24 protein-coding genes and 1 other RNA gene are annotated in these 25011 nt (G+C 68.3%); 5 read left to right on the plus strand and 20 right to left on the minus strand.

The annotated features are described in order from the left end of the window. Nucleotides 1-103 precede the first annotated feature (103 nt). The gene (cysK, locus tag O9Y01_RS03505; RefSeq protein WP_269630094.1) at nt 104-1018 is read left to right on the plus strand and encodes a cysteine synthase A; all 915 of its coding nucleotides are present in this window, start codon (nt 104-106) and stop codon (nt 1016-1018) included. An 85-nt stretch (nt 1019-1103) separates the two neighbouring features. Here cysK and O9Y01_RS03510 read toward each other — a convergent pair whose 3' ends face one another. From O9Y01_RS03510 to O9Y01_RS03555, 9 genes are all read right to left on the minus strand, one after another. Beyond that, nucleotides 1104-2093 carry an FHA domain-containing protein gene (locus tag O9Y01_RS03510; protein ID WP_269630095.1) on the minus strand — a complete coding sequence of 330 codons (990 nt, stop codon included), beginning with the start codon at nt 2091-2093 and terminating at the stop codon, nt 1104-1106. Then, nucleotides 2075-3442, minus strand: a complete 1368-nt coding sequence (locus O9Y01_RS03515) for a S1 family peptidase (protein WP_269630096.1) — start codon at nt 3440-3442, stop codon at nt 2075-2077. The genes O9Y01_RS03510 and O9Y01_RS03515 overlap by 19 nt, the downstream gene beginning before the upstream one ends. 31 nt (nt 3443-3473) lie before the next feature. Beyond that, entirely contained in the window at nt 3474-4217 is a 744-nt protein-coding gene (locus O9Y01_RS03520) for a DUF3025 domain-containing protein (protein WP_442952714.1), read from the minus strand. Nucleotides 4218-4242: 25 nt separating this feature from the next. Continuing rightward, nucleotides 4243-5289 carry a dihydroorotase gene (gene pyrC, locus O9Y01_RS03525; protein WP_269630098.1) on the minus strand — a complete coding sequence of 349 codons (1047 nt, stop codon included), beginning with the start codon at nt 5287-5289 and terminating at the stop codon, nt 4243-4245. Nucleotides 5290-5489: 200 nt separating this feature from the next. After that, nucleotides 5490-5912, minus strand: coding sequence for a DUF4826 family protein (locus O9Y01_RS03530; RefSeq protein WP_269630099.1), 423 nt, complete (start codon nt 5910-5912; stop codon nt 5490-5492). Between the two features lie 99 nt (nt 5913-6011). Further along, nucleotides 6012-6653 carry a DUF2625 domain-containing protein gene (locus O9Y01_RS03535; protein ID WP_269630100.1) on the minus strand — a complete coding sequence of 214 codons (642 nt, stop codon included), beginning with the start codon at nt 6651-6653 and terminating at the stop codon, nt 6012-6014. Nucleotides 6654-7282: 629 nt separating this feature from the next. After that, entirely contained in the window at nt 7283-8179 is an 897-nt protein-coding gene (locus tag O9Y01_RS03545; protein ID WP_269630101.1) for an amino acid ABC transporter substrate-binding protein, read from the minus strand. Between the two features lie 129 nt (nt 8180-8308). Next, on the minus strand, nt 8309-9244 hold the full coding sequence (locus tag O9Y01_RS03550; RefSeq protein WP_269630102.1) for a LysR substrate-binding domain-containing protein: 936 nt from the start codon (nt 9242-9244) through the stop codon (nt 8309-8311). A 43-nt stretch (nt 9245-9287) separates the two neighbouring features. Further along, nucleotides 9288-11132 (minus strand): ABCB family ABC transporter ATP-binding protein/permease, encoded by a 1845-nt coding sequence (locus tag O9Y01_RS03555; RefSeq protein WP_269630103.1) that lies wholly within the window; start codon nt 11130-11132, stop codon nt 9288-9290. A 51-nt stretch (nt 11133-11183) separates the two neighbouring features. On the opposite strand from O9Y01_RS03555, the gene O9Y01_RS03560 reads away from it, so the two are divergent. Further along, complete coding sequence (locus O9Y01_RS03560; protein WP_430765632.1) at nt 11184-11624, plus strand: acyl-CoA thioesterase; 441 nt, start codon at nt 11184-11186, stop codon at nt 11622-11624. Between the two features lie 9 nt (nt 11625-11633). Beyond that, complete coding sequence (locus tag O9Y01_RS03565; RefSeq protein WP_269630104.1) at nt 11634-12782, plus strand: NAD(P)/FAD-dependent oxidoreductase; 1149 nt, start codon at nt 11634-11636, stop codon at nt 12780-12782. 7 nt (nt 12783-12789) lie between these two features. Here O9Y01_RS03565 and O9Y01_RS03570 read toward each other — a convergent pair whose 3' ends face one another. The 11 genes from O9Y01_RS03570 to O9Y01_RS03620 all read right to left on the minus strand — a co-directional run bounded on the left by O9Y01_RS03570 (nt 12790) and on the right by O9Y01_RS03620 (nt 23396). Continuing rightward, on the minus strand, nt 12790-13530 hold the full coding sequence (locus O9Y01_RS03570; RefSeq protein WP_269630105.1) for an SGNH/GDSL hydrolase family protein: 741 nt from the start codon (nt 13528-13530) through the stop codon (nt 12790-12792). Further along, nucleotides 13530-14294: an enoyl-CoA hydratase gene (locus O9Y01_RS03575; RefSeq protein ID WP_269630106.1), complete on the minus strand. Its 765-nt coding sequence runs from the start codon at nt 14292-14294 to the stop codon at nt 13530-13532. The genes O9Y01_RS03570 and O9Y01_RS03575 overlap by 1 nt, the downstream gene beginning before the upstream one ends. A gap of 73 nt (nt 14295-14367) precedes the next feature. Then, complete coding sequence (locus tag O9Y01_RS03580; RefSeq protein ID WP_269630107.1) at nt 14368-14928, minus strand: DUF1569 domain-containing protein; 561 nt, start codon at nt 14926-14928, stop codon at nt 14368-14370. Nucleotides 14929-14930: 2 nt separating this feature from the next. Then, a complete protein-coding gene (locus O9Y01_RS03585) occupies nt 14931-15788 on the minus strand; it encodes an alpha/beta hydrolase family protein (RefSeq protein WP_269630108.1) in 858 nt (285 codons plus the stop codon). 74 nt (nt 15789-15862) lie between these two features. After that, entirely contained in the window at nt 15863-17107 is a 1245-nt protein-coding gene (locus tag O9Y01_RS03590; protein ID WP_269630109.1) for an acetyl-CoA C-acyltransferase, read from the minus strand. 12 nt (nt 17108-17119) lie between these two features. Next, nucleotides 17120-17629, minus strand: a complete 510-nt coding sequence (locus O9Y01_RS03595) for a DUF4442 domain-containing protein (RefSeq protein ID WP_269630110.1) — start codon at nt 17627-17629, stop codon at nt 17120-17122. Between the two features lie 22 nt (nt 17630-17651). Further along, nucleotides 17652-17728: non-coding RNA, sX9 sRNA (locus O9Y01_RS03600), on the minus strand. Nucleotides 17729-17780: 52 nt separating this feature from the next. Continuing rightward, nucleotides 17781-20177 carry a 3-hydroxyacyl-CoA dehydrogenase/enoyl-CoA hydratase family protein gene (locus tag O9Y01_RS03605; RefSeq protein WP_269630111.1) on the minus strand — a complete coding sequence of 799 codons (2397 nt, stop codon included), beginning with the start codon at nt 20175-20177 and terminating at the stop codon, nt 17781-17783. A gap of 74 nt (nt 20178-20251) precedes the next feature. After that, nucleotides 20252-20692, minus strand: coding sequence for a DUF2147 domain-containing protein (locus tag O9Y01_RS03610; RefSeq protein ID WP_269630112.1), 441 nt, complete (start codon nt 20690-20692; stop codon nt 20252-20254). 119 nt (nt 20693-20811) lie between these two features. Continuing rightward, a complete protein-coding gene (locus tag O9Y01_RS03615; RefSeq protein WP_269630113.1) occupies nt 20812-22602 on the minus strand; it encodes an acyl-CoA dehydrogenase C-terminal domain-containing protein in 1791 nt (596 codons plus the stop codon). Nucleotides 22603-22634: 32 nt separating this feature from the next. Continuing rightward, on the minus strand, nt 22635-23396 hold the full coding sequence (locus O9Y01_RS03620) for a TetR/AcrR family transcriptional regulator (protein WP_269630114.1): 762 nt from the start codon (nt 23394-23396) through the stop codon (nt 22635-22637). 383 nt (nt 23397-23779) lie between these two features. Between O9Y01_RS03620 and O9Y01_RS03625 the strand changes: the two genes are divergently transcribed. Continuing rightward, nucleotides 23780-24337, plus strand: coding sequence for an HNH endonuclease (locus O9Y01_RS03625; RefSeq protein ID WP_269630115.1), 558 nt, complete (start codon nt 23780-23782; stop codon nt 24335-24337). Between the two features lie 149 nt (nt 24338-24486). Further along, a complete protein-coding gene (locus O9Y01_RS03630; RefSeq protein WP_269630116.1) occupies nt 24487-24873 on the plus strand; it encodes a TipAS antibiotic-recognition domain-containing protein in 387 nt (128 codons plus the stop codon). Nucleotides 24874-25011 lie beyond the last annotated feature (138 nt).

A 25011-nucleotide genomic window follows, 5' to 3' on the forward strand; every position in this document is an offset into this window, starting at 1 on the left:
TGTCCAAATAAGTGGCATCCCCTGGCTCTCTTACCCGCAGTTACTTAGACGATGTGGTCATAAGCCGCGGCGCTACCATTGGTGGCCTTGCACAGGAGCGACCATGCCTTTCGACAATGTTCTGGCCACCATCGGCAACACCCCGCACATCCGCGTCAACCGTCTGTTCGGCAATGCCCAGGTCTGGGTGAAGTCCGAGCGGAGCAATCCGGGCGGCTCCATCAAGGACCGCATCGCCCTCTCCATGGTCGAGGACGCCGAGGCCCGGGGCCTGCTCAAACCCGGGGCCACCATCATCGAGCCGACCTCCGGCAACACGGGCGTGGGCCTGGCCATGGTCGCCGCGGTCAAGGGCTACAAGCTCGTGCTGGTGATGCCCGACAGCATGTCCATCGAGCGCCGCCGCCTGATGCTGGCCTATGGCGCCACCTTCGACCTCACCCCGCGCGAGAAGGGCATGAAGGGCGCCATCGCCCGTGCCGAGGAACTGGTGGCCAGCACGCCCGGCGCGTGGATGCCGCAGCAGTTCAAGAACCCCGCCAATGTGGCCGTCCATGTGAACACCACCGCCCAGGAGATCCTGCGTGACTTCCCCGGCGGCCTGGACGTGCTGATCACCGGCGTGGGCACCGGCGGCCACATCAGCGGCACCGCGCAGGTGCTCAAGAAGGCCTGGCCGCAGCTGAAGGTCTTCGCCGTGGAGCCGGCCCAGTCGCCCGTGATCAGCGGCGGCGCGCCCAGCCCCCACCCCATCCAGGGCATCGGCGCCGGCTTCATCCCCGACAACCTGCACACCCAGCTGCTGGACGGCGTGATCCAGGTCGAGGCCGAGGAATCGCGCGAGTTCGCGCGCCGCTCGGCCCGCGAGGAAGGCCTGCTGGTGGGCATCTCCAGCGGTGCCACCCTGGCCGCCATCGCGAAGAAGCTGCCCGAGCTGCCCGCCGGCTCGCGCGTGCTGGGCTTCAACTACGACACCGGCGAGCGCTACCTCTCCGTCGACGGCTTCCTGCCGGCCTGAGCCCGCAAGGCTGCCGCGCGATCCGGCCAGCCGCCATGAGAAAGGCCCCTCGGCGAGGGGCCTTTGTTCGTCGGTCAGTGCCGGCTCATTCCTCCATGCCGTCCTGGCTGGGCAGGTCGTTGTCGCGTGAGGCCTGGCGCTTCAGCTGCGCCTCCAGGGGCGCCAGCGACTCCACCAGGGCATCCACCGGCTTGGGCGAGGCCAGGCGCATCACCGGCGGCGGCAGCACGCTCAGGTAGGCCGGGCCGAACCAGTGCTGCTGCTCCCAGCGCTTGCCGACCATCAGACCCATGCTGACCACCAGCAGGCTGGCCAGGCCCACGGCCAGCATGCGCCGCGCCCGCGGCCAGACCAGGGCGGCGTGCCACCACAGCAGGGCCGCCAGGCCCAGCGGGAACACCAGCGCCTCCACCACCATCAGCCGCGGCCACGAGAAGGCATAGGCGATCACCGGCAGGCCCATGCCCAGCAGGTGCAGGCCCACCAGCACCAGCAGCACCCGCCGCAGATGCGGCAGGAAGGCGAACCAGCGGTGGAACAGCATGCTCACCAGGGCCCACAGGCCCGACCAGGCCAGCACCAGCGCGAAGGGCGCCAGCAGGGCCGGGGCGTACTGGATCCAGGGCGTGCCGGGGTCCGAGCCCAGCCACTGGTCCAGCCACAGCAGCAGGGCCCACAGCAGGGCAAGACCTGGCACCAGCAGATGGCGCAGGCGGCCGCGCGCGAACTCCGGATGGGCCAGCGGCTTCTCCGGCGCCAGCGCCGTGCGCGTGCTGCGCAGGCGCAGCCGGGTGTTGCCCAGCTGCCAGACCACATCGTCAGGCAGCTCGCGGGACTCGCCCGGCAGCAGGCGCTGGCGGCCCAGCCAGCCGCCGTTGAGGCTCTCCAGCAGGTGCAGCTGCAGGCCGGCCTCGTCCCAGCTCAGCTCGGCGTGCTCGCCCGCCACATGGGCGTCGTCCAGCACCAGCTCGCAGGCCGGCGAACGGCCGATGCGCAGGGGCCAGGCCTGCACCTTGTGGACCGAGCGCACCTGGCCGTCGCGGTCCAGGACTTCGATCACTGCGGCCTGGTCCATGCGAAGCCTTTCAGGTAGTGACGGGTGAGGGTCTGGGCGTTGGCGAAGCTGACGCCCTTGGCGTCGAAGCGGCCCAGCGCGCCTTCGGTGTTGGCGTCGACCGTGGTGACCAGCACGCTGAGGTCGTGCAGGCCCGGCAGCTTGCGGTAGGCCCGCAGGCAGACCACGGCGCGCAGGGGCAGGCCCTGCTGCTCGACGAAGTCCTCGCGGCAGTAGGGGGCGGTGCGGTCGCGGTCATCGCGGCCCAGGCGCTCGTTGCGGAAGCTGTTGCCGTACTGGCGCGCAAAGCGCAGCGAGCCCAGCTTGCTGCCGTCGTAGGCCTCGTGGGCCATGTCCAGGTAGCCGGTCTGCATGCCGCCGTTGATGAAGATGGCGTGCTCCATGCGGCACTGCGAGCGCTGGAACTCCAGGCCCTTGGTGTCCGCCCCCGTGCCCCGGCCCCAGCAGCGCATGTACTGCTCCTGCGGCACCGGCAGCTGGTAGCGGGCATGGCCGGCATCGCGCCAGGGCTGCTTGACGAAGGCCTGCACGAGCTCGTCCTGGTAGGCCATCAGCTGCGCGGTGAGCTGGGGCCAGACGGGCTTGTCCAGGGGCTTGGCGTCACGGCTGCGCTGGAGCAGGTCGGCGGCGAACTGCCCCGGCACCAGGAAGCTCATCTGCTGAGCGAAGAACATCGCCGAGACATTGACGCCCACCACGCGGCCGTCTTCGTCGACGACGGGGCCGCCGCTCATGCCCGAGTTGATGGAGCCGGAGTAGTAGATCAGCGGATCGAAGCTGCGCTCGACCAGGCCGTTGTAGGTGCCCTCCACCACGGCAAAGGCCACGTCATGCGGATTGCCCATGGAGTAGATGCGGTCGCCCTTGGACAGGGGCTGCTCCAGCGGGCGGAAGCGCAGCACGCCCTCGGGTTTGAAGTCCTTGATGCGCAGCAGGGCGAGGTCGCGGCGGACGTCGATGTCCAGCAGTTCGATGGCACCGCCCTCGCCTTCCGTCGTGGCGTAGCGCAGGCGGTAGCGGTCGGGCTCCAGCGCGAACTGGCTGACCACGTGGTAGTTGGTGATCACATGGCCCTGCTCGCTGACCACGAAGCCCGAGCCCACCGAGGCCTGGCTGTCCTGGCTCTTGAGCAGGGTGCGGATCTGCATCAGCTGGCCGCGGGCGCGCTCGTACACACGGCGCGCCACGGCCGAGACGGGCGCGGGCTTCTTCGCCTCCTCCTGCGGGGCGGAGGCGGCCGGGCGGGCGCCCGTCTGGGACCAGGCCGCCGGGGCCGCCCCGAGGCTGAGGACCAGCGCCAGGGCCAGGCCCCAGGCGGGGCGATGGCGGCGTTTGGGAAGTGGATTCAAAGGGACTCCCTTGCTTGACTTTGCCGCGATGCTAGCTGCATTGCGGCTCCGGTGACGGACGAAACACCCGTACATCGCCGTAGAAGCCGGCCTCCTCGTTGGCCGGCCACCAGCCCGGCACGCCCAGCACGGGCAGCGGGGCAAAGGGCTTGCCGGCCCAGGCGGCGGCGTCCAGGCCCTGCGGGTCCTGCAGCAGCACATGGGCGCAGATGGGGGTGCGCGGCTGCATCAGCTTCTCCATCAAGGCATGGCCGATCAGGTGCAGCCGGGCCTGGGCCCAGAGCGGACGCCGCTCGATGAACAGGCGCCGCCAGTCCCGCGCCTGCAAGGCCTCGCACAGGGCTGGCGGCGCCTCGAGCCAGGCACCGTTCTCGTCGAACAGTGTCAGGGCATCGCGCAGGGGGCCGCGCCGCCCCTCGTCCTGCGGCGCCTCCAGGCCCTGCTGGTGCAGCGCGTTCAGGCGCGCCTTGAGCGCGGGCCAGCGCAGCCAGACGAGGCCATTGAGCGCGTCATGCCAGTGCTCGCGGGTAGGCACGGCGGCCTCCAGCGCGATGAAGGCCTCGTAGCCCGGACCGCCATCCAGCGCGGCCTGCGGCACGAAGCGCAAGGCCTGACCCCGCAGGCGCGGCCGCTCGGCGTCCGGCATGGCGTCGACCAGGACATTGAGCGCCTGCGCCACCGTCAGCCCCGCATGCAGACGCTGCTGCAGGGCGAGCCCGGCGGCGCGGTAGTCCGCCAGCCAGGGCGCGGTCCAGTCCGGGGCGGGCCCAGGCAGCGCGGGCTCGCTCAGCGCCGGCTCCTCAGACCAGCTGCCAGGCCAGCGCCTCGCCACCGCGCAGCGGCTTGAGCAGCGCATCGCCGAAGGGCACGCTCTCGGGCAGGGTCCAGGCCTGCTTGCGCAGGGTGATGGTGCCGCCGTTGCGCGGCAGGCCGTAGAAGGCCGGGCCGTTGAAGCTGGCGAAGGCCTCGAACTTGTCCAGCGCGCCCATGGCCTCGAAGGCATCGAGGTAGAGCTCCAGCGCCGAGAGCGCCGTGAAGCAGCCGGCGCCGCAGACCGAGTTCTCCTTCATCTGCGAGGCGTGCGGCGCGCTGTCGGTGCCCAGGAAGAACTTGGGGCTGCCCGAGGTGGCGGCCTTGATGAGGGCCTGGCGGTGCTCCTCGCGCTTCAGCACGGGCAGGCAGTAGTAGTGCGGGCGCAGGCCGCCGGTGAAGATGGCGTTGCGGTTGTAGAGCAGGTGCTGCGGCGTGAGCGTGGCGGCCACGTGCTCGTCGCTGGCCATCACGTAGGCGGCGGCTTCCTTGGTGGTGATGTGCTCGAAGACGATCTTGAGCTCGGGGAAGTCCTTGCGCAGCGGCGTCATGACGCGGTCGATGAAGACGGCCTCGCGGTCGAAGACGTCGATGTCCGGATCGGTCACCTCGCCGTGCACCAGAAAGCGGATGCCCTCGCGCTGCATGGCCTCCAGGGTCTTGTAGCACTTGCGCAGGTCGGTCACGCCGGCGTCGCTGTTGGTCGTGGCGCCGGCCGGGTAGAGCTTCAGCGCCACCACGCCTGCGGCCTTGGCCGCGGCGATCTCCTCGGGCGGTGTGTTGTCCGTCAGGTAGAGCGTCATCAGCGGCTCGAAGCTCAGGCCCGCAGGCACGGCGGCCAGAATGCGCTGGCGGTAGTCCGCGGCCTGCGCGGCGGTGGTCACCGGCGGGCGCAGATTCGGCATGATGATCGCGCGGCCGAACTGGCGGGCCGTGTAGGGCACCACGCTCTGCATGGCGGCGCCGTCGCGCACGTGCAGATGCCAGTCGTCGGGGCGGGTGATGGTGAGTTCGGTGAGGGGGGCGGGGGTGCTCATGGGGGCGTATTGTCCCAAAAGCGCGGAGGTCAGTGGCTTGCCGAGGCGCGGGGCGCGGGGCGGGCGGTCAGGCCGCAGATTCTAGGTCCCGAGGCAGTTGGTCTTGAAATTTGAGGCCGGCCCCTGCTGCCCTCTTTATCAAGATCGACCAAGCAACCGGAGCGTGGACAACCCGAGTCGAGCGTTCTGCTAGACCGGACCTACAGGTCCTTCCAAAGGCCGTCGTCTTCGTGCCAAGCGGCCAGGATACCCGCTCGGGACTCCAGGAGCTCGCCGAGCGTCTCGAGACTCGCGCCATCACCGAAACGTACACCGGCCGGTTGCCTTCCCGCCTTTAGTGATGGGACATAGGTTCGCCAGCGCTCAAGCAGCAACTTCAAGGCGTCCCGCGGATGGCAGTTCCCGTCTTCCGAGACATAGTCGGTCGGGCAGTCCCCAGAGAACGCCCACCAGCCCACCTTTCCGGGGACGCGCTGAGATTCAACTGCCCAGATTGCAAAGTATGGAGGAACGTCGAACGCCGGCCATCCCACATTCGGCGACGCAAGGCCCTGCCCCTCCAGGTAGTCCTTCACACGCCTGCGCTCTCCGGTCACCCACTGTTCATACTCGGTGTCGTTCAAATCCGCTCCCTCTCCACTGTGCGGCCTAACGTTCGACGTAAGGGGCGGCCTGCGCCATGGCGCAAGACGTCCCCTTGACGGAGGGGTTAGGCGGCTGGTTCATTGCGCTTCACCCCTTGGGTCGACGTTGAACGCAAACTGCTCGGCCACTCTGACCAGTCTGCGAGAGCTTGACTGGACGGAACCCTGCTCGGTCCATAGGAAGGGGTAGAAGGTGAAGCACTCGTCACCTCCAGCACTTTTCACTTCAACTTCCCACCCTGGCCATCGCAAGCCTTCGTAGAAGACGGTCAACTTCTCGCTCACGGCCCAACGGAGGAATTCGGAGTAACCGAGGCCCAAAGGCTCCCATTTCAAAGTGTCCGGCGCCCAGTAGTACATAGAGCCGCGATCTTCGCCGAAGGCTCCACCATTGATGGAAAAGAACCCACCAATCGCATCGTCCGCCACAAGTAGATGGCCATTGGATCGGCCGGTGTTCCATTCGACAATGTTCCGCCGTAGCTTTGGGTTGCCGGAGCCGAGAACTCGCAGCCAGCCGTTGTCAATCAGGATTCCGCCAGTCTCGTAGGCGATTGCTCCCATTGGTGACCGGGTCGTCACCTGCAACCCGAGCAACACATCACCGCGTGATTCCGACGGCTCAAGGACCTCAAACTTCTGGGCAGCTTGCGAAAGCCATTGGTGAACCAGTGGCAACGCTGGCTCGACGCTATCGATCAGTTCCTCGAGTGTCCGCATAGACGCCTAACTATTGGTTTATCCAGCACGTTGTGCTGCAGAACTCAGCGGCTTGCCGCATAACCAACCGCGACTGCGCGCTTGCAAGTCCTTGATCGGCATCCACAATCAGTCGATGGACTGGTGCTCCCTACAGCATTAGATTCTCGCGCAAACCGGCACCTCCCAGGCCGGTGACTGTGCCAGTAGCTTCCGGAGCATGCAACGGTGGGTTTTCACTTCAGCGGGGAAGCATGCATGCCCAGTCCAACGTGCGAAATGCCGACTCGCGAAACGCTGCGTCCCGGCTCAGCACACCGCCTGCTCCCATTGACGGCTCCTCGGCTGCCGGACCCGTTGCGCGAGCGGATCCGCTATCTGCACTACAGCCGCAGCACCAAGGACATACGAGCCGTGCGGGAACTGCTGGGCCACTCCGATGTGGCTAGCACCACACTCAACATTCATGCGCTTAACGTAGGCGGCGGCGCTGTGCGAAGCACCTTGGACTCGCTGCCCAAGCCTGACGGTCCGCGAAGCGTCCATTGGTGAACGAAGGCAACCAGCCCAAAACCGCCTCCACCCCCTCAACCCACCAACAAAAAAGGCGGCCCCTGCGGACCGCCCTTCCGATCAGATCACCGACCCGATCACTTCTTGACCGCGTACTCTTCCATCGGCTTGTCATTCGGGTTCGCCCAGGCGTTCTTGGTGGCCTCGTTGAGCGGCATGCCGATCTTGGCGCCTGCGGGCGGGATGGGCTGCAGGAACCACTTGTCGTAGGTCTTGGCCAGTTCGCCGGACTTGATCATGGCCTTGATGCTGTCGTCCACGGCCTTCTTGAAGGCGGGGTCGTCCTTGCGCATCATGATGCCGATGGGCTCGACGGAAAGCACCTCGCCGACGATCTTGTAGTCGGCCGGGGTCTTGGAGGTGGCGATGTTCTTGGCCAGGATGGAGCCGTCCATCACGAAGGCGTCGGCGCGGCCGGATTCCAGCAGCAGGAAGCTGTCGGCGTGGTCCTTGCCGAAGACCTCCTTGAAGTCCACGCCGGTGGCGCGCTCATGCTTGCGCAGGGTCTGGACCGAGGTGGTGCCGGTGGTGGTGGCCACATGCTTGCCATTGAGCTGCGCAATGGAGGTGATGCCCGAGTTGGCCTTCACCGCGATGCGCACTTCTTCCACGTAGGTCGTCACCGCGAAGGCCACGTCCTTCTGGCGCGTGGCATTGTTGGTGGTGGAGCCGCACTCGATGTCCACATTGCCGTTCTGCACCAGGGGGATGCGGTTCTGCGAGGTCACCGGCTGGTACTTGATCTCCAGCTTGGCCAGGCCCAGCTGCTTCTTCACGTCTTCCAGCACATGGTGGCAGACGTCGATGTGGAAGCCCACGTACTTTCCGTCACCGATGGTGTAGGACAGGCCGGAGGACTCCCGCACGCCCATGGTCACGGCGCCGGAATCCTTGATCTTCTTCAGCGTGTCTTCGGCATGGACCGCCGTGGCGGCCAGCAGGGCCAGGCTCAGCACAGTCAGGCTTTTCTTCATCGGGTTCACTCCTTGATGAAAGGACAGGGGATGGGGATGGTGCGGCCTCGGGGCAGCGCACGCGTGACGAGCTTGTACCGCAAAAAGCGGTCACCCGGGCAGACGGCCCTCTGCCGCCCTCGGTCGCCCTCAGCCCGTGTGTGCGGCGCCCTGCGCTTCCTTGAGGTAGTTCCACAGCGCCAGCGCCGCGGGCTTGCTGCGCTTGGCGATGGCCGGGCGCTCGCGGTAGATGCGCAGGTCCATGCTCAGCTCGAACTGGCCCTCCGGCGCGGCCCGCACCAGGCGGCCGGACTTGAGCTCGCGCGCCACCGAGCTGGCCGGCAGGAAGGCCAGGCCGTGGCCCTCGATGGCCATGGCCTTGAGGCTCTCGGCCATGTCGGTCTCGTAGAGCGCATCGAGGTTCAGGGGCGTGGGCGAGGCCTTGACGATCAGCTCCACCAGGCGGCCCAGGTAGGCGCCCGCGGCGTAGCTGAGGAAGGGGATCTTCTGGCCCGGATGGCCAGGCAGGCTGAACAGGGGCCGCCCCTGCGAATCCGAGCGGGCGTAGGCGGCCAGGGTCTCGTGGCCCAGGGAGGCCATCTCGTAGCGCTCCGGGTCCAGCTGCAGGGGCTGGCTCGCGTGGTGATACACCACCAGCAGGTCGCAGTTGCCTTCGCTGAGCTGCAGGGTGGCGTCGTGCACGTTCAGGGCATTGAGCCGGCTCTTGACCGCGCCGAAGCGCTGGCGCAGCTCCATCAGCCAGTGCGGGAAGAAGCTGAAGGCGAGCGAGTGCGGCACGGCGAACTCGATCATGTCCTGCCCGGCCGACTGATGGCTGCGCAGCATGTTGCGCGTGGCCTGCAGGTTGCCCAGCACCTCCATCGCCTGCCCGAGCAGGGTCTCGCCTGCCGCGGTGAGGCGCGTGGGGTAGGACGAGCGATCCACCAGGTCCACGCCCGCCCAGGCCTCCAGCGCCTGGATGCGGCGCGAGAAGGCCGGCTGGGTCACGTGCCGCAGCTGGGCCGATCGCGAGAAGCTCCGCGTCTCGGCCAGGCTGACGAAATCTTCAAGCCATTTGGTTTCCACGGGGGCAGTGTAGCGAACGGGTCCGGAGATGGGGTCCAGGGGATCAATGGGCGGCCTGCTGCAGCGCCCACATGCGGGCGTAGCGGCCCTGCTGCGCCAGCAGCTGGGCATGGGTGCCGCGCTCGATGATGCGGCCCTGCTCCATCACGAGGATCTCATGCGCGTCCACGATGGTGGAGAGCCGGTGCGCGATCACCAGCACGGTCTTGTTCTGCGCCGCGGCTTCCAGCTCGGCCTGGATGGCGCGCTCGTTGCTGGAGTCCAGGGCCGAGGTGGCTTCGTCGAAGATCAGGATGGGCGGGTTCTTCAGCAGCGTGCGGGCGATGGCCACGCGCTGCTTCTCGCCTCCCGAGAGCTTGAGCCCGCGCTCGCCCACCGTCGTCTCGTAGCCCTTGGGCGTGGCCGCGATGAAGCCGTGGATGTGGGCCGCCTTCGCCGCGGCCTCGATCTCGGACTGCGTGGACCCGGGCCGGCCGTAGCCGATGTTGTAGGCGATGCTGTCGTTGAAGAGCACGGTGTCCTGGGGCACGATGCCGATGGCGCGGCGCACCGAGCCCTGCTGCACGGTGCGGATGTCCTGGCCGTCGATGCGGATGCTGCCGCCGTCGACGTCATAGAAGCGGTACAGCAGGCGCGCCAGCGTGCTCTTGCCCGAGCCGCTGGGGCCCACCACGGCCACCTTCTTGCCGGCCGGGATCTCGAAGCTGATGCCGTGCAGGATGGGCCGCTCGGGGTCGTAGGCGAAGTGCACGTCCTCGAAGCGCACGGCACCCGTGGGCACCTGCAGCGCGGGGGCATCCGGGGCGTCCGCCACCTCGCGCTCCCGGGACAGCAGCTGGAACATCTTCTCCAGGTCGGTGAGGCTCTGCTTGATCTCGCGGTAGATCACGCCCAGGAAGTTGAGCGGGATGTAGAGCTGGATCATGAAGGCGTTGACCATCACCAGGTCACCGAGGCTCATGTGGCCGGACACCACGCCCTGCGTGGCCCGCCACAGCATGGCCACCAGGGCCAGGGCGATGATCAGCTGCTGCCCGGTGTTGAGCATGGACAGCGTGCTCTGCGACTTCAGCTGCGCGCGGCGCAGCTTCTCCAGGCTCTCGTTGTAGCGGCCGGCCTCGAAGTCCTCGTTGTTGAAGTACTTGACGGTCTCGTAGTTCAGCAGGGAGTCGATGGCCTTGCTGTGCGCCACCGAGTCCAGCTCGTTGAGCTGCTTGCGGAACTGGGTGCGCCACTCGGTCACGTAGACGGTGAAGGCGATGTAGATCACCAGCGCGGCGATGGTGATCAGCGCGAAGACGGCATCGAACTTGATCCCGAGCAGGCCCAGCACCAGCACCACCTCGATCAGCGTGGGCAGGATGCTGTAGAGCGAATACGAGATCAGCGAGTGCACGGCGCGGGTGCCGCGCTCGATGTCGCGCGTCATGCCGCCGGTCTGGCGCTCCAGGTGGAAGCGCAGGGAGAGGTCGTGCAGGTGCCGGAAGACCTGCAGCGAGATGGCCCGCGAGGTGCCCTCGGTCGCCTTGGCGAAGACCAGCTCGCGCAGCTCGGTGAACAGGGAGGTCGAGAGCCGCAGCAGGCCGTAGGCCACGAGCAGGCCCACGGGCACCACCAGCATCGCCTCCGCCGAGCCGGGCTTGAGGCTCAGGCTGTCCACCAGTTCCTTCAGCAGCAGGGGCACGCCGACGTTCGCCAGCTTGGCGGCCAGCATGAAGCCCAGGGCCAGGCTCACCCGCCAGCGGTAGTGCCACAGATAGGGCATGAGCTTGGCGACGGTGCCCCAGTCGCCCTTGACGGTGGTGTCCAGCCGCGGCGCGGTGCCACCCTGGGCCGAGCCTGCGTGCGAGGAGGAGGCAGTGGTCGTGACAGAAGGATGACGGCGCATGGTGATAGGGAGAGAATGGGCCGCATTGTCACTGCAGTCCCGATTGCCATCATGTCCGACACCCAAAGCCCCCTGGCTCCGGCCCCCAGCGCCGCCCCCGCCCCTGACGCCCGCGTCTGGCCCCGCGAGCTGGTGCTGCGCGTGATGCCCATGCCGGCCGACGCCAACCACAACGGCGACGTCTTCGGCGGCTGGATCATGGCCCAGGTGGACATCGCCGGTTCCATCCTGCCGGCGCGCATCTCGCGCGGCCGCATCACCACGGTGGCGGTCAAGGAGTTCCTCTTCAAGCAGCCGGTGTCCATCGGCGACCTGCTGTCCTTCTATGCCCAGGTGGTGCGGGTGGGCCGCACCTCCGTCACCGTGCAGGTCGAGGTGATCGCCGAGCGCAACCCGGCCAGCCCGCATGTGGTCAAGGTCACCGAAGCCCAGCTGACCTACGTGGCCATCGACAAAGACGGCAAGCCCCGCCCCTTCACCCTCGAAGACTGAACACCGCCCATGCCGGACAGCCTGCTGATCATCGGCGGCGGCGCCCTGGGCAGCGCGGTGGCGGCCAGCCTGGCCGAGCGGCCCGGCTGGCGCGGGCGCATCACGGTGCTGGAGCGCGATCCCAGCTATGAGCGCGCCTCCTCGGCGCGCTCGGCCGCCTCCATCCGCCAGCAGTTCTCCACGCCGCTGAACATCGCCCTGTCCCTGCACGGCCTGGAGGTGCTGCGCGCCGCCGGGCCGCAGGCCGGGCTGGTGGAACAGGGCTATCTCTACCTGATCCCGCCCTCGGGTGCCGCGCAACAGCAGGCCCTGAACGCGATCCAGCGCGCGCAGGGCGCAGACGTCACCCTGCTGGACCCGCCCGAGCTGCAGCGCCGCTTTCCCTGGCTGGCCACGCAAGACCTGGCCCTGGGCAGCTGGGGCCGCAGCGGCGAGGGCTGGTTCGACGGCTGGGGTCTGCTGCAGTCGCTCAAGCAACGGGCGCAGGCGGCGGGCGTGCAGTACCTGAAGGACGACGCCCAGCGCTTCGAGCTCGACAGCCAGGGCCAGGTCTGCGGCGTGCATGCCGCCAGCGGCGGTCTGCTGACGGCAGACCGCTTCGTGCTGGCCTGCGGCGCCTGGTCCGCGCCGCTGGCGGCCACGGCGGGCATCGCCCTGCCCGTCAGCGCCCGGCGGCGCAGCGTCTATGCCTTCCGCACCGAGGAGCCGGCACCGGGCTGCCCGCTGGTCATCGACCCTTCCGGCCTCTGGTTCCGCCCCGAGGGCGCGGGGCAGTTCATCTGCGGCGGCCCGCCCTTCGGCGAGGACGCCGCCGACCTGCCGCTGGATCCGGAGGACTACCTCTTCGAGGAACGCCTCTGGCCCGCCCTGGCCGAACGGGTGCCAGGTTTTGCCAGCCTGCGCCAGGCGCGCAGCTGGGCCGGCTACTACGAGATGAACGACGTCGACCACAACGGCCTGGTGGGCCCATGGCCGGGCCAGGAGCGCCTGCTGATGGCCTGCGGCTTCTCGGGCCACGGTCTGCAGCATGCGCCGGGCGTGGGCCGCGGCCTGGCCGAGTGGATCGCCACGGGCCGCTACGAGACGCTGGACCTCTCGCCCCTGGGGCCGGACCGCCTGCTGCGCGGCGAGCCCTACCGCGAGCTCAACGTGATCTGACGGCCGCTCAGTCCGCGCTCGACCACACCTTGCGCTCCCGCACCAGGCGCTGGCTCAGGGCCTGAGCCCAGACCTCGTAGCCCGCCGGGCCGGGATGAAAGCCGTCCTCGGCCATGTGCTGCGCAGCGGCCGGGCCATGCAGATGCGCCGGCAGGGACTGCAGGCCGCGATCGCGCCGGCCGATCAGGTGGCGGGCCAGGCGGCGGTTGAGGCGCTGGGATTGCGCGCCCAGCATCCAGCGCAGGGGCTGAGGCAGCAGCGGGAAGGCATGCATGGGCGGCACGGCGCTGTGCAGGCTGTAGCGCACGCCGCAGCGCTGCACCGCCATCTCGTGGATGGCGTCCAGGTCCTGCAGGCAGTGCGTGGCGCGGCGCTGGCCGACGACGTCGTTGACACCCAGGGCCGTCACCAGCACATCGGCCGGCTGCAGCTCGGCCTGCGCCAGATGCTCGCGGGCGTCGGCGCTGTCATGGCCGGTGCGGGCCACCAGCTGCCAGTGCACACGACCGCCCAGGGCCTGCGCCAGGTGCGCGGCCAGGCGGCCGGCGAGGGCCAGGTCTTGCGTGGGCGCGCCCACGCCGGCGCCGGAGGAATCCCCGACGATCAGCAGGCGCAGCTTCAACGCGCCCTCCCCGGCCTGGCCGGCCCGCGCGCCGGCCGCCTCCGGCAGCTGCAGGGCGCGCCTGCGTACCTGCCGGCCCTGCCACAGCAGCACCGGTGCCAGCAGCAGCTTGGCCGGGCCCAGCATCAGTCGAACTGGGAGAAGTCGGGCTGGCGCTTCTGGAAGAAGGCCTGGAAGGCCTCGGTGGCCTCGGGCGAGCGCAGGCGGGCGCCGAAGATCTCGGCCTCGGTCTTGATGGCTTCCTGCAGCTGCTCCAGGCTGTGGCGGCGCATCAGGCGCTTGCTCTCGCGCACGGCGCTGGGCGCCAGGCTGTTGAAGCGCTCGGCCACGCGGCGGGCCTGGTTGACCACCTCGCCGGCTGGCAGCACGGCGTTGGCGATGCCGCATTCCACGGCATCCGCGCCGGTGAAGGGGTCGCCCAGCAGCAGCTTCTCGGCGGCCTTCACATGGCCCATGAGGCGCGGCACGACCAGGCTGGAGCCGAACTCCGGCACCAGGCCCAGGCTCACGAAAGGCATGGCCAGGCGGGCGTCGTCGGCCACGTAGACAAAGTCGCAGTGCAGCAGCAGCGTGGTGCCGATGCCGATGGCCGCGCCGTTCACGGCGGCGATCACCGGCTTCTCGCAGCCCAGCAGAGCGCGCATGAACTGGAAGACCGGCGCGTTCTCGTCCCGCGGCGGGCTGCCCATGAAGTCCTCGATGTCATTGCCCGAGGTGAAGATCTGGGGCTGGCCCTGGATCAGCACGGCGCGCACGGCCTTGTCGCCATTGGCGGCGATCAGGGCGTCGGCCATGGCCTGGTACATGGCGCGGGTCAGGGCGTTCTTCTTCTCGGGGCGTGCGATCTCGAGGGTCAGCACGCCATTGACGGTGGCGGTCTTGATGGTCACGACATTCTCTCCAGGCAAATTCCTTGGGGGCGGATGATGCCAGAGCGGTGCGCTGCCCTGGCAGGTCTGAGGGTCAGGCGGCGGCGGGCTGCAGCCGCTCCCAGTGGTGGGCGAGGTGCATCAGGTGGGCCCGCTGGTACTCGGGCTTGCTGAGCGGGCCGTAGGCGAAATGGGGTTTCAGCGGGCCGGTCCAGGCCGCGAAGGCGTCCATGGCATCGAGCAGGCGCTGCACGCCGTGCTTGAGCGTGGCCTCGGCATCCAGGGCCGGTGCGCCGGGGATGGGCTCGTCGCGGTCGTGGTTCATCTTGCCGCGGGCGTCGAAGAGCGCGAAGGCCGTCTTGCCCAGGGTGGACTGGAACCAGGCCGGCTTCGCCTGCGGATAGCCGCTCATCGAGTACTCGATGCTCTGGGCCAGATGCTCCAGCAGCTGGGGCACGGTCCAGGTGCCGTCGTGGCGGCGCGGATGGAAGCGCAGCTCCAGCACGGCCTTCTGGGCCTCGGTCCAGCCCTGGAAGCCCTCGGGCAGCTGGCCTTCGCAGCCGCTCAGCAGGCCGGTGCCGGCCAGCAGCGCGCCGCCGAGCACCAGGCGTCGCGAAGGCTGCCCGGCGTCGTGGGGGTCAGGTCTTGCGTCCATGGTCAGGCGCCCTGCAGCCACAGGCTCACCCGCGGCCAGAGCTTGGCCTCGAAGCGCGCGCGGAAGAACCCGAAATGGCCGATGCGGCGCTCGCCCACGTCCTTCGGTGCGATGCGCTGCAGCTCGGGCCGGGCGCCGGCGTAGAAGCCGTGCAGGCTCTCGGTGTTGCGGCGGGACATGAACTCGTCGTCGGTGAAGGACAGCGACAGCATGGGCAGCGCCAGCGACGCGTACTGCTGGCGCAGCGCGGCACCGCCCTCGCCCATCAGGTAGTCGCGGTCCAGGCACCAGCGCCGCCATTGCGCCATCACGCCGCGCGGCAGGTCCCCCACCTTGCGCAGCCGGCGGCCGGGGAAGTAGCCGAAGAGCGGCAGGCTCAGGGGCACCACCACGTACCAGAGCCACCAGACGTAGCGGCGCAGGCCCGCGGCGTTCTCGCGCCAGTAGCCGCTGCCCGTGCCCACGGTCACCGCCTTGGCGATGCGTTCGCGGTTGGGCAGCAGGCCCAGGATCTGCCCGCCCAGGCTGTGGCCCAGCCAGTGCAGGGGGCGGTCGGGGCCCAGCAGGCGCGAGAGCTCATCGACCGCGCCGGCCGCATCCTGCTCGGCCCAGGTGCGGATGTCCGCGTCCAGGCCCTTGAGCGAATGCCGCATCTCGGCCGGGCGCGAGGCGCCCATGCCGCGGTAGTCGAAGCTCATCACCAGCCAGCCCTGGGCCGCCATCCAGTGGGCGAAGTCGGCGTAGTAGCGCTGCTCCACGCCCATGGCCGGGGCGATCAGCAGGCCGGCGCGTGCAGTGGCGGGGTCGCCGTAGAGATGGCCGTTCAGCGGGAAGCCGTCGCGGGCCTTGAAGTGCAGCATGGGGGACTCCTCTCTCGACAGATGCGGACCTGCAATGAAAAACGCGGCCCGCAGGCCGCGTTCTCAGCAGTGGATCACAGGCGTTCCAGGATGCCGGCAGCACCCTGGCCAGCGCCCACGCACATGGTCACCATGCCGTACTTGCCGCCGGTGCGGCGCAGGCCGTGGATGACGGAAGCCGCGCGGATGGCACCAGTGGCGCCCAGCGGGTGGCCCAGGGCGATGGCGCCGCCGTTGGGGTTGACCTTGGCGCGGTCCAGGACGATGCCCTTGCTGTCCAGGTCGTTCAGCACGGCCAGGGACTGGGCGGCGAAGGCCTCGTTCAGCTCGATCCAGTCCAGGTCAGCCGCGGAGATGCCGGCCAGCTTCAGGGCGGCAGGGATGGCCTCGATGGGGCCGATGCCCATGATCTCGGGCGGCACGCCACGCACGGTGAAGGACACGAAGCGGGCCAGCGGGGTCAGGCCAAAGCGCTTCACGGCGGCTTCAGAAGCCACGATCAGGGCGCCGGCGCCGTCGGAGGTCTGCGAGCTGTTGCCGGCGGTGACGCTGCCCATGCCCGTGGCCTTGCCCGTGGGGTCCTTGGGTGCGGCGAACACGGGCTTGAGCTTGGCCAGGCCTTCCAGCGAGGTGTCCTTGCGGGGGCCTTCGTCGATGTCGACGGTGCGCTTCTTCAGCGTGATCTCGCCGGTGGCCAGGTCGGGCACGCGCTCGAGGATCTCGAAGGGCGTCATCTCGGCCTTGAAGTGGCCGGCCTCGATGGCGGCCAGGGCGCGGCGGTGGGATTCCAGCGCGAAGGCATCCTGGTCTTCGCGGCTGACCTTCCACTGCTGGGCGACCTTCTCGGCGGTCAGGCCCATGCCGTAGGCGATGCCGATGTTGGCGTCGCGCTCGAAGATGGCGGGGGACAGCGAGGGCTTGTTGCCGCCCATCGGGACCATGGACATGGACTCCACACCGGCGGCGATCATCACCTCGGCCTCACCCACGCGGATGCGGTCGGCGGCCATCTGCAGGGCGGTGATGCCCGAGGCGCAGTAGCGGTTGACCGTCACGCCGCCCACGGAATTGGGCAGGCCGGCCAGCACGGCGCCGACGCGGGCGATGTTCATGCCCTGCTCGCCTTCGGGGAAGGAGCAGCCCACGATGGCGTCTTCAATGGCGGCCGGGTCCAGGCCCGGCACCTGGGCCAGGGCGGCCTGCATGGCGCGCACCAGCATCTCGTCCGGGCGGGTGTTCTTGTAGTAGCCGCGGCCGGACTTGCCGATGGGCAGGCGCGTGGCGGCGCAGATATAGGCTTCTTGCACTTGCTTGGCCATGATTTCAACCTTTCAGTTCTTGGCGGGCGCTGGGGCGTTCTTGGGAACCCAGGCCCAGACAAATTCACATTCCACCGGGTTCAGCCCGGCCTCGTCGGTCACCGTCACCTGCACCGTGACCTCGCCCTTGGGCTCGGCCTGCATCAGCGCGCGCTGCTGCTCGGTCAGCACGGCCTGGGCCTTGAGGGCCCCGGTCGCGCGCTTCTTGAACGCCACGTGCATGGACTTGCACAGGGGCAGGCAGTCGTCGCGCACGTTCATGCCGACCACCATGCCCGTGGCCGTCTCGGCCAGCAGGCCCATGGCGGCGGCGTGCACGCCGCCGATGTGGTTCTGCACAGGCCGGCGGTTGGCGATGGCGATCTCCGCCACCGCCGGCTCCAGCCGCAGGAAGTCCAGCTTGGCGGTGCCGGTGAAGGGCACCGCACGGCGCAGCACCGCATTGCGCGCCAGGGGGCGCAGGGCGGCGGGCAGCGCGTCCAGCTTGGACAGGGTGCGGGCGAGGCGGTTGGCGGTGGTCATAGGACAGAGGACAAGGCTTGCGGGCTATCACCGGGCGTAGCGAGCGGACGTCAGGCTAGGCGGACGGAGCGCAGGAACCGGAACGTACTGGAGGTACGTGAGGATTCCGAGCACCGCCCAACGACGCATGACGTTCGCGCAGTAGCCCCGCTTAGTTGCGAACGGGCTTGCCCGTCTGCAGCATGCCCATGATGCGTTCCTGCGTCTTGGGGTTCTCCAGCAGGCTGCAGAAGTGCTTGCGCTCCAGGGTCATCAGGTATTCCTCGTCGACCACGGTGCCGGCTTCCACTTCGCCACCGCAGACCACGTCGGCGATCAGGCTGGCCAGGTGGTAGTCGTGGTCGCTGATGAAGGCGCCGTCACGCATATTGGCCAGCTGGCCCTTGATGGTGGCGATGCCGGAGCGGCCGGCCACGGGGATGCGGGCCTTCATCGGGGCGCGGTAGCCGGAATCGGACAGGGCCTTGACCTGGGCGCTGGCCACGAAGAGCAGCTCGTCCTTGTTCGGCACGATCAGGTCGGAATCCAGCAGGAAGCCGTTCTTGCGCGCTTCCACGGCCGAGGTGGCGACCTTGGCGGTGGCGGCGGTGGTGAAACCGTCCTTCAGGAAGGCGAAGATGTCGGCGCCGGAGTTGCCGGCAGCCGCCATTTCAGCCGCACGGCGGGCGATGTAGGTCAGGCCGCCGCCGCCGGGGATCAGACCCACGCCGACTTCCACCAGACCGACATACGACTCCATGTGCGCCACGCGGCGGGCGCAGTGCACGGCCAGCTCGCAGCCGCCGCCCAGGGCCAGGCCGCGCATCGCGGCGACCACGGGCACCTGCGCATAGCGCACGCGCAGCATCATGTCCTGCAGCTTCTTCTCTTCCGGGGCGATGCCCTTGGCGCCCTTGGTCATGAAGACGGGCATCAGGGCTTCCAGGTTGGCGCCCGCGGAGAACACGTCATCCGGCGACCAGATCACCAGGCCCTTGTACTTCGCTTCAGCGATCTCGACGGCCTTCAGCAGGCCCTCGGTCACGGTGGGGCTGATCAGGTGCAGCTTGGCGGTGATGGAGGCGATCAGCACCTCGCCGTCCAGGCTCCAGACGCGCACTTCCTCGTTCTTGAACTCTTCCGTGCCGGCCTTCAGGGGCTCGACAGCGCCCTCGCCCACCAGGGACTCGGGGAAGGCCTGGCGCTCGTACACAGGCAGCTTGGCGCGGGGCTTGAACTTGCCTTCGGCGGCGCTCCAGGAACCGTTGGCGCTGTGCACGCCGCCGTTCTCGGCCACGGGGCCTTCGAACACCCAGGCGGGCAGCGGGGCGCTGGCCAGGGTCTTGCCGGCCTCGATGTCTTCCTTGACCCACTGGGCGACCTGCGTCCAGCCGGCGGCCTGCCACAGCTCGAAGGGACCCTGTTGCGAGCCGAAGCCCCAGCGCATGGCGAAGTCGATCTCGCGGGCGGTGTCGGCCACGGTGGCCAGGTGCACGGCCACGTAGTGGAAGCTGTCACGCAGGATGGACCACAGGAACTGGGCCTGCGGGTTGCTCGATTCACGCAGCAGCTTGATGCGCTCGGCCGCGGGCTTCTTCAGCATGCGGGCCACGATCTCGTCGGCCTTCTTGCCGCCGGCGACGTACTCACCGGTGGAGAAGTCCAGGCGCTGGATGTCCTTGCCGACCTTCTTGTAGAAACCGGCGCCGGACTTCTGGCCCAGGGCGCCCTTCTCGATCAGGCCGGCCAGCACCTTGGGGGTGGCGTAGGTCGAGAAGAAGGGATCGTCCTTCAGGTTGTCCTGCATGGTCTTGACGACGTGGGCCATGGTGTCCAGGCCCACGACGTCGGCGGTGCGGAAGGTGCCGGAGCTGGCGCGGCCGAGCTTCTTGCCGGTCAGGTCGTCGACCACGTCCACGGAGAGGCCGAACTTCTCGGCCTCGATCATGGTGGCCATCATGCCGGCGATGCCGACGCGGTTGGCCACGAAGTTGGGCGTGTCATTGGCGCGCACGACGCCCTTGCCCACGGCGGTGGTCACGAAGCCTTCGAGCTGGTCGATCACTTCCGGACGGGTGGTCGGCGTGTTGATCAGCTCGACCAGGTACATGTAGCGCGGCGGGTTGAAGAAATGGATGCCGCAGAAGCGCGGCTTGATCTCTTCGGGCAGCACTTCGGAGAGCTTGGTGATGCTCAGGCCCGAGGTGTTGGACGCGACGATGGCGTGCGGGGCGATGAAGGGAGCGATCTTGGTGTACAGATCCAGCTTCCAGTCCATGCGCTCGGCGATGGCCTCGATGATGAGGTCGCAGTCCTTGAGCAGTTCCAGGTGCTCCTCGTAGTTGGCCTGCTGGATCAGCGCGGCGTCCTCGGGCACGCCCAGCGGGGCGGGCTTGAGCTTCTTCAGGCCTTCGACGGCCTTGGTGACGATGCCGTTCTTGGGGCCTTCCTTGGCCGGCAGGTCGAACAGCACCACGGGCACCTTGACGTTGACCAGGTGCGCAGCGATCTGCGCGCCCATGACGCCAGCGCCGAGCACGGCGACTTTGCGAACTTGGAATCGACTCACGGAATTACTCCTCTTTCAATTCAGGGGTGGGCGCGGCCTTCCGGAGGTTCCGAGGGCCGCGCCCGCTTGAGGCCTTACTCGACGCGGACCCAGACCTGGGTGCGGTAGAAGAAGCCCACGTAGCCACGCATTTCCAGCTTCTTGCCGCCCTCGATGGGCTTGAGCCGGGTGCGGTAGGTCTTGCCGTTGTTGGGATCCAGGATCTCGCCACCGGTCCACAGCGCCTTGTCGTCGGCATCGTGCTTGACGCCGCGGATGATCTGCAGGCCCAGCACCGGCTTGTCCTTGCGATCGTCCTTGCAGAGATCGCACTTGGAGTCCTGGTGCGTGGGATCGAAGATCTTCTCGATGCTGCCGACCAGCACGCCATTGCTTTCGCTGATGCGCACCAGGGACTTCTCGGTCTTGCCGTCGTCATCGATGGTCTTCCACAGGCCCACCGGCGAGCTCTGGGCCCAGGCGGGTGCGGCGAGCAGCACGGTGGCGATCAGGGAAGTGGCAAGGGCACGTGTCATGGGCGAGTCTCCTGTGTTTTATGTGAGGGCCCCACCTTCTCCGAGGCGGGGCTTCGGGAGCGCCAGCATCGCAGAGCCTTTCCTGCTCTGCAATGCCAGGTCCTTCATTGACCCTGTCTTCAGAACAGGGCTTCGTCCATGGCCATCAGCGGCTGCAGGCCGGCACGCGCGGTGCGGATCAGCGAGGCCGTCTCGGGCAGCAGCTTGGCGAAGTAGAAGCGGGCGGTGTGCAGCTTGGCGGTGTAGAACGGGTCGCCGCTGCCCTGCTTCTCCAGCGCGATCTTGGCCGAGCGGGCGAAGAAGTAGGCGAAGCACAGGTGGCCCACGACGCGCAGGTAGTCCACCGCGGCGGCACCGACTTCATCGGGGTTCTGGAAGGCCTTCATGCCGATCTCGGTGGTCAGCTTGGTGACCTTGTCGCCCAGGTCGGCCAGCGGGTTGATGAACTCCTGCATGGCTTCGCTGGTGCCCTCTTCCTCGACGAAGCTGGCGATCTTCTTGCCGAACTTCTTCAGCGTGGCGCCGTTGTTGCCCAGCACCTTGCGGCCCAGCAGGTCCAGGGACTGGATGGTGTTGGTGCCCTCGTAGATCATGTTGATCCGCGCATCGCGCACGAACTGCTCCATGCCCCACTCGTGGATGAAGCCGTGGCCGCCGAAGACCTGCATGCAGTGCGAGGTGGCGATCCAGCCGTTGTCGGTCAGGAAGGCCTTGATGATGGGGGTCAGCAGGGCGACCTCGGCCTCGCATTCCTTGCGCTCGTCTTCGTCATCCGAGCTCAGGGCCTTGTCCAGCTGCAGGGCGACGTAGGTCGACAGGGCGCGGCCACCTTCGGCATAGGCGCGGGCGGTCAGCAGCATCTTGCGCACGTCGGGGTGCACGATGATGGGGTCGGCGGCCTTGTCCGGTGCCTTGGGGCCCGACAGGGCGCGCATCTGGATGCGGTCCTTGGCGTAGGCGGCGGCGTTCTGGTAGGCCACCTCGGTCAGACCCAGGGACTGGTTGCCCACGCCCAGGCGGGCGGCGTTCATCATCACGAACATGGCGGCCAGGCCCTTGTTGGGCTCGCCCACCATGGTGCCGATGGCGTCTTCCAGCACCATCTGGCAGGTGGAGTTGGCGTGGATGCCCATCTTGTGCTCCAGGCCGGCGCAGAAGATGCCGTTGCGCGCGCCCAGCGTGCCGTCGGCGTTCACCAGGAACTTGGGCACGATGAACAGGGAGATGCCCTTGGAGCCGGCCGGTGCGTCCGGCAGGCGGGCCAGCACCAGGTGGACGATGTTCTCGGCCAGGTCATGCTCGCCGGCCGAGATGAAGATCTTCTGGCCCGTGATCTTGTAGGTGCCGTCAGCCTGGGGCTCGGCCTTGGTGCGCAGCAGGCCGAGGTCGGTGCCGCAGTGCGGCTCGGTCAGGCACATGGTGCCGGTCCATTCGCCGCTGGTCAGCTTGGTCAGGTAGGTGGACTTCTGCTCGGGCGTGCCGTGGGCATGCAGGGCCTCGTAGGCGCCGTGGCTCAGGCCGGGGTACATGGTCCAGGCCTGGTTGGCCGAGTTCATCATCTCGTACATGCCCTGGTTCACCAGCACCGGCAGGCCCTGGCCGCCGTAGGCCGGGTCGCAGGACAGCGCGGGCCAGCCGCCTTCCACGTACTGCTTGTAGGCTTCCTTGAAGCCCTTGGGCGGGGTGACCTCGTGCGTGGTCTTGTCCAGCTTGCAGCCTTCGGCGTCACCGCTGAGGTTCAGCGGGGCGATGACCTCGGCGCAGAACTTGCCGCCCTCTTCCAGCACGGCGTTGATGGTGTCGGCGTCGATGTCGGCATGGGCGGGGAGCATCTTGAGCTCGTCAACCACATTCAGCAGCTCGTGCATCACGAACTGCATGTCGCGCAGGGGAGGGGTATAGGTGGGCATGGTCGGCTCCTGGATGGACTTGTGGTGAGAGATCAGCTGCGCTTGCGGGAAGTGGCAGCGCCGCGGGACTTGGACCCCGTGTCGGGGGCGTGGGTTTCGGCCCCCCGCATCGCGTCGCCGCGGTCGACCTGTTGGCCCAGCGGCGTGATGCAGGAGGCGATGACGCGCTCGAAGCCCTTGCCGGCGCGATCCAGGGCGCCGGGGCTGCGCATGAAGCGCGCGTCGTGGTGAAGCGAGAGGATCAGGCCGTGCAGCTCGAAGAGGATCTGCAGGGCGTCGGCATCCGCGCCGAGGTGACCTTCTTCCTTGGCCAGCAGGATGGCCTTGTGCAGGGCCGCGTGCCAGGCCTTGACCATGGAGACCAGGGCGTCACGCACGGGGCCGGGGCGGTCGTCGAACTCGACGGCGCCGGAGATGTAGATGCAGCCCGAGTCGATTTCCACCGACACCCGGCGCACCCAGCGCTCGTACAGGGCGCGCAGGCGCGGCAGGCCGCGAGGTTCGCGAATCGCCGTGAAGAAGACCTCTTCCTCGAATTTGGCGTGATACTCACGCACCACCGCGATCTGCAGCTCCTCGCGGGAACCGAAGTGGGCGAAGACGCCGGACTTGCTCATCTTGGTCACATCGGCCAGCGCGCCGATGGACAGGCCCTCCAGGCCCATGTGCGAGGCCAGTCCCAGGGCCGCCTCCAGGATGGCGGCACGCGTCTGCTGCCCCTTCTGCAGGGAGCGGACGGCGCGGCGCGGAGCCCGGGTCTCGGGCTGGCTGGCGGGCGGGGTGGCGGTCGGCACGGTGGTCTTTCGTGAGCGCTGAGGGCGTCAATAATAAAACGAACGATCGTTCTATTTTTGCCCAAAAGACCGTGTGCTGCACAAGCCTCGCACCCGGCTTTCTAGGGGCATCCGCCTAGAAGCGCACGCTCGGCGGCCCAGCTTCAGGGAGAACCCTGACATTTGCTGCAGTGCAGCAGCAAAGACGAACCGTCAGCGTCTCCAAGGGCCCCGGCTCCCCTGCCCGGCAAGGCGCGGACCCGCCAGTCTGCGCGGCCCCCATGACAGGCGCTTGACGGGGTCGCCACCTGTCCACAAAGCCCATGAATGCAAGCCGTTGCGGGGCTGACGCCTTGAGTCCGTTGGCGGACCTGCAGTACGCTGCAGGCTTGGAGGTCAGCGCTGTGGATGTTCTGCAATTGGATGTCTCGGGGCGACCGCAGGCCTGGATCACCACCCGGGAAGCGGCCGCCATCTATGCGAATGACGGCATCGCCTGGACGCTGGGCGAGCCCTGCCAGGTCCTGCGCGGCGGGCTGCAGCGCCGCACGGGGCTGCAGTCGCGCATCGAGGTCCACCCCATCATCGCCGTGCGCGGGGCCGTGCCCTCCCGGGCCTGGCGCCAGGAACCCGCCCTCTCCAACCACAAGCTTTTCGCCCGCGATCGCTACCTCTGCGCCTACTGCGGCCGCGCCTTCCCCGAGGACGACCTCACCCGCGAGCACATCGTCCCCAGCTCCCGCGGCGGACGCGACAGCTGGATGAACTGCATCACCGCCTGCCGCAGCTGCAACGGCCGCAAGGCCGACCGCCTGCCCGAGGAGGCCCGCATGAGCCTGCTCTACCTGCCCTACGTGCCCAGCCTGCACGAGGACATGATCCTGCGCGGCCGCCGCATCCTGGCGGACCAGATGGAGTTTTTGCTGGCAAGCGTGCCCAGGAGCAGCCGGCTGCATGCCTGAGCCCGCGGTGGGGCCCGGATCTGATCCGCTGCGCTGCCTGGATTGCTCAGCGCACGGGGGGCGTCGTCCCTGTCCGATGGGCCGCAGTGGAACCGCACAATCGGCTCTCCTATGAGAACGCCGGCGCAGGCCCGGCCAGTCGACAGCGCATGAAGACCACGAACACCCCGTCAGATGACTACCGCTCGGCCTGCAGGCAGGCCCTCAGCCAGGAGCAGGCCCGATCGCTGGCCGAAACCAATCAATGGGCTCACGTCGACAAGCCCCAGGTTCACGCCGACTGGGACGTCCTGTACCGAAAGCTCACGCCCCTGATTCAGGACCACCCCGCCGCATCGCCGACCATCCAGGCCGTGATGGCCGAGCATTACGCGCTCGTCTCCCGCTTCTTCCGGCCCTCCAGGCAGGCCTATATCGGCATGAGCCTCTTCTATGCCGAGAATCCGGGCATGAAGGCCTTCCACGACGCCTACGACCCCGGCTTGGTCCCCTTCCTGGCGGAGGCCATGGCTGTCTACGCCGACGCGCATCTGTAGACCCGCCGGCCTGCCGACGCCGGTCGCTACCGCCCCATCGTCACAAAACGTACACAATACTCCGACCTGCTCGCCACGCGCGCCACAGCCAGCGGCGGCCTTCGCTGGGTAAAGTTGCTTCAGCCGTCAACGCCACCG

The organism is Pelomonas sp. BJYL3 (genome assembly GCF_027257975.1).
Classification (GTDB): domain Bacteria; phylum Pseudomonadota; class Gammaproteobacteria; order Burkholderiales; family Burkholderiaceae_C; genus Roseateles_B; species Roseateles_B flavus.

Excerpts from the sequence above, each read along its gene's own strand:
- O9Y01_RS03585 (WP_269630108.1), bottom strand. The coding sequence starts at position 15,788 with ATGCTGCACTTCAAGGCCCGCGACGGCTTCCCGCTGAACGGCCATCTC.
- O9Y01_RS03570 (WP_269630105.1), bottom strand. The coding sequence starts at position 13,530 with ATGCTGGGCCCGGCCAAGCTGCTGCTGGCACCGGTGCTGCTGTGGCAG.
- O9Y01_RS03630 (WP_269630116.1), top strand. The coding sequence starts at position 24,487 with ATGAAGACCACGAACACCCCGTCAGATGACTACCGCTCGGCCTGCAGG.
- pyrC (WP_269630098.1), bottom strand. The coding sequence starts at position 5,289 with ATGAGCACCCCCGCCCCCCTCACCGAACTCACCATCACCCGCCCCGAC.
- O9Y01_RS03615 (WP_269630113.1), bottom strand. The coding sequence starts at position 22,602 with ATGCCCACCTATACCCCTCCCCTGCGCGACATGCAGTTCGTGATGCAC.
- O9Y01_RS03580 (WP_269630107.1), bottom strand. The coding sequence starts at position 14,928 with ATGGACGCAAGACCTGACCCCCACGACGCCGGGCAGCCTTCGCGACGC.
- cysK (WP_269630094.1), top strand. The coding sequence starts at position 104 with ATGCCTTTCGACAATGTTCTGGCCACCATCGGCAACACCCCGCACATC.
- O9Y01_RS03535 (WP_269630100.1), bottom strand. The coding sequence starts at position 6,653 with ATGCGGACACTCGAGGAACTGATCGATAGCGTCGAGCCAGCGTTGCCA.
- O9Y01_RS03565 (WP_269630104.1), top strand. The coding sequence starts at position 11,634 with ATGCCGGACAGCCTGCTGATCATCGGCGGCGGCGCCCTGGGCAGCGCG.
- O9Y01_RS03545 (WP_269630101.1), bottom strand. The coding sequence starts at position 8,179 with ATGAAGAAAAGCCTGACTGTGCTGAGCCTGGCCCTGCTGGCCGCCACG.
- O9Y01_RS03510 (WP_269630095.1), bottom strand. The coding sequence starts at position 2,093 with ATGGACCAGGCCGCAGTGATCGAAGTCCTGGACCGCGACGGCCAGGTG.
- O9Y01_RS03560 (WP_430765632.1), top strand. The coding sequence starts at position 11,184 with ATGTCCGACACCCAAAGCCCCCTGGCTCCGGCCCCCAGCGCCGCCCCC.
- O9Y01_RS03555 (WP_269630103.1), bottom strand. The coding sequence starts at position 11,132 with ATGCGCCGTCATCCTTCTGTCACGACCACTGCCTCCTCCTCGCACGCA.
- O9Y01_RS03595 (WP_269630110.1), bottom strand. The coding sequence starts at position 17,629 with ATGACCACCGCCAACCGCCTCGCCCGCACCCTGTCCAAGCTGGACGCG.
- O9Y01_RS03590 (WP_269630109.1), bottom strand. The coding sequence starts at position 17,107 with ATGGCCAAGCAAGTGCAAGAAGCCTATATCTGCGCCGCCACGCGCCTG.
- O9Y01_RS03610 (WP_269630112.1), bottom strand. The coding sequence starts at position 20,692 with ATGACACGTGCCCTTGCCACTTCCCTGATCGCCACCGTGCTGCTCGCC.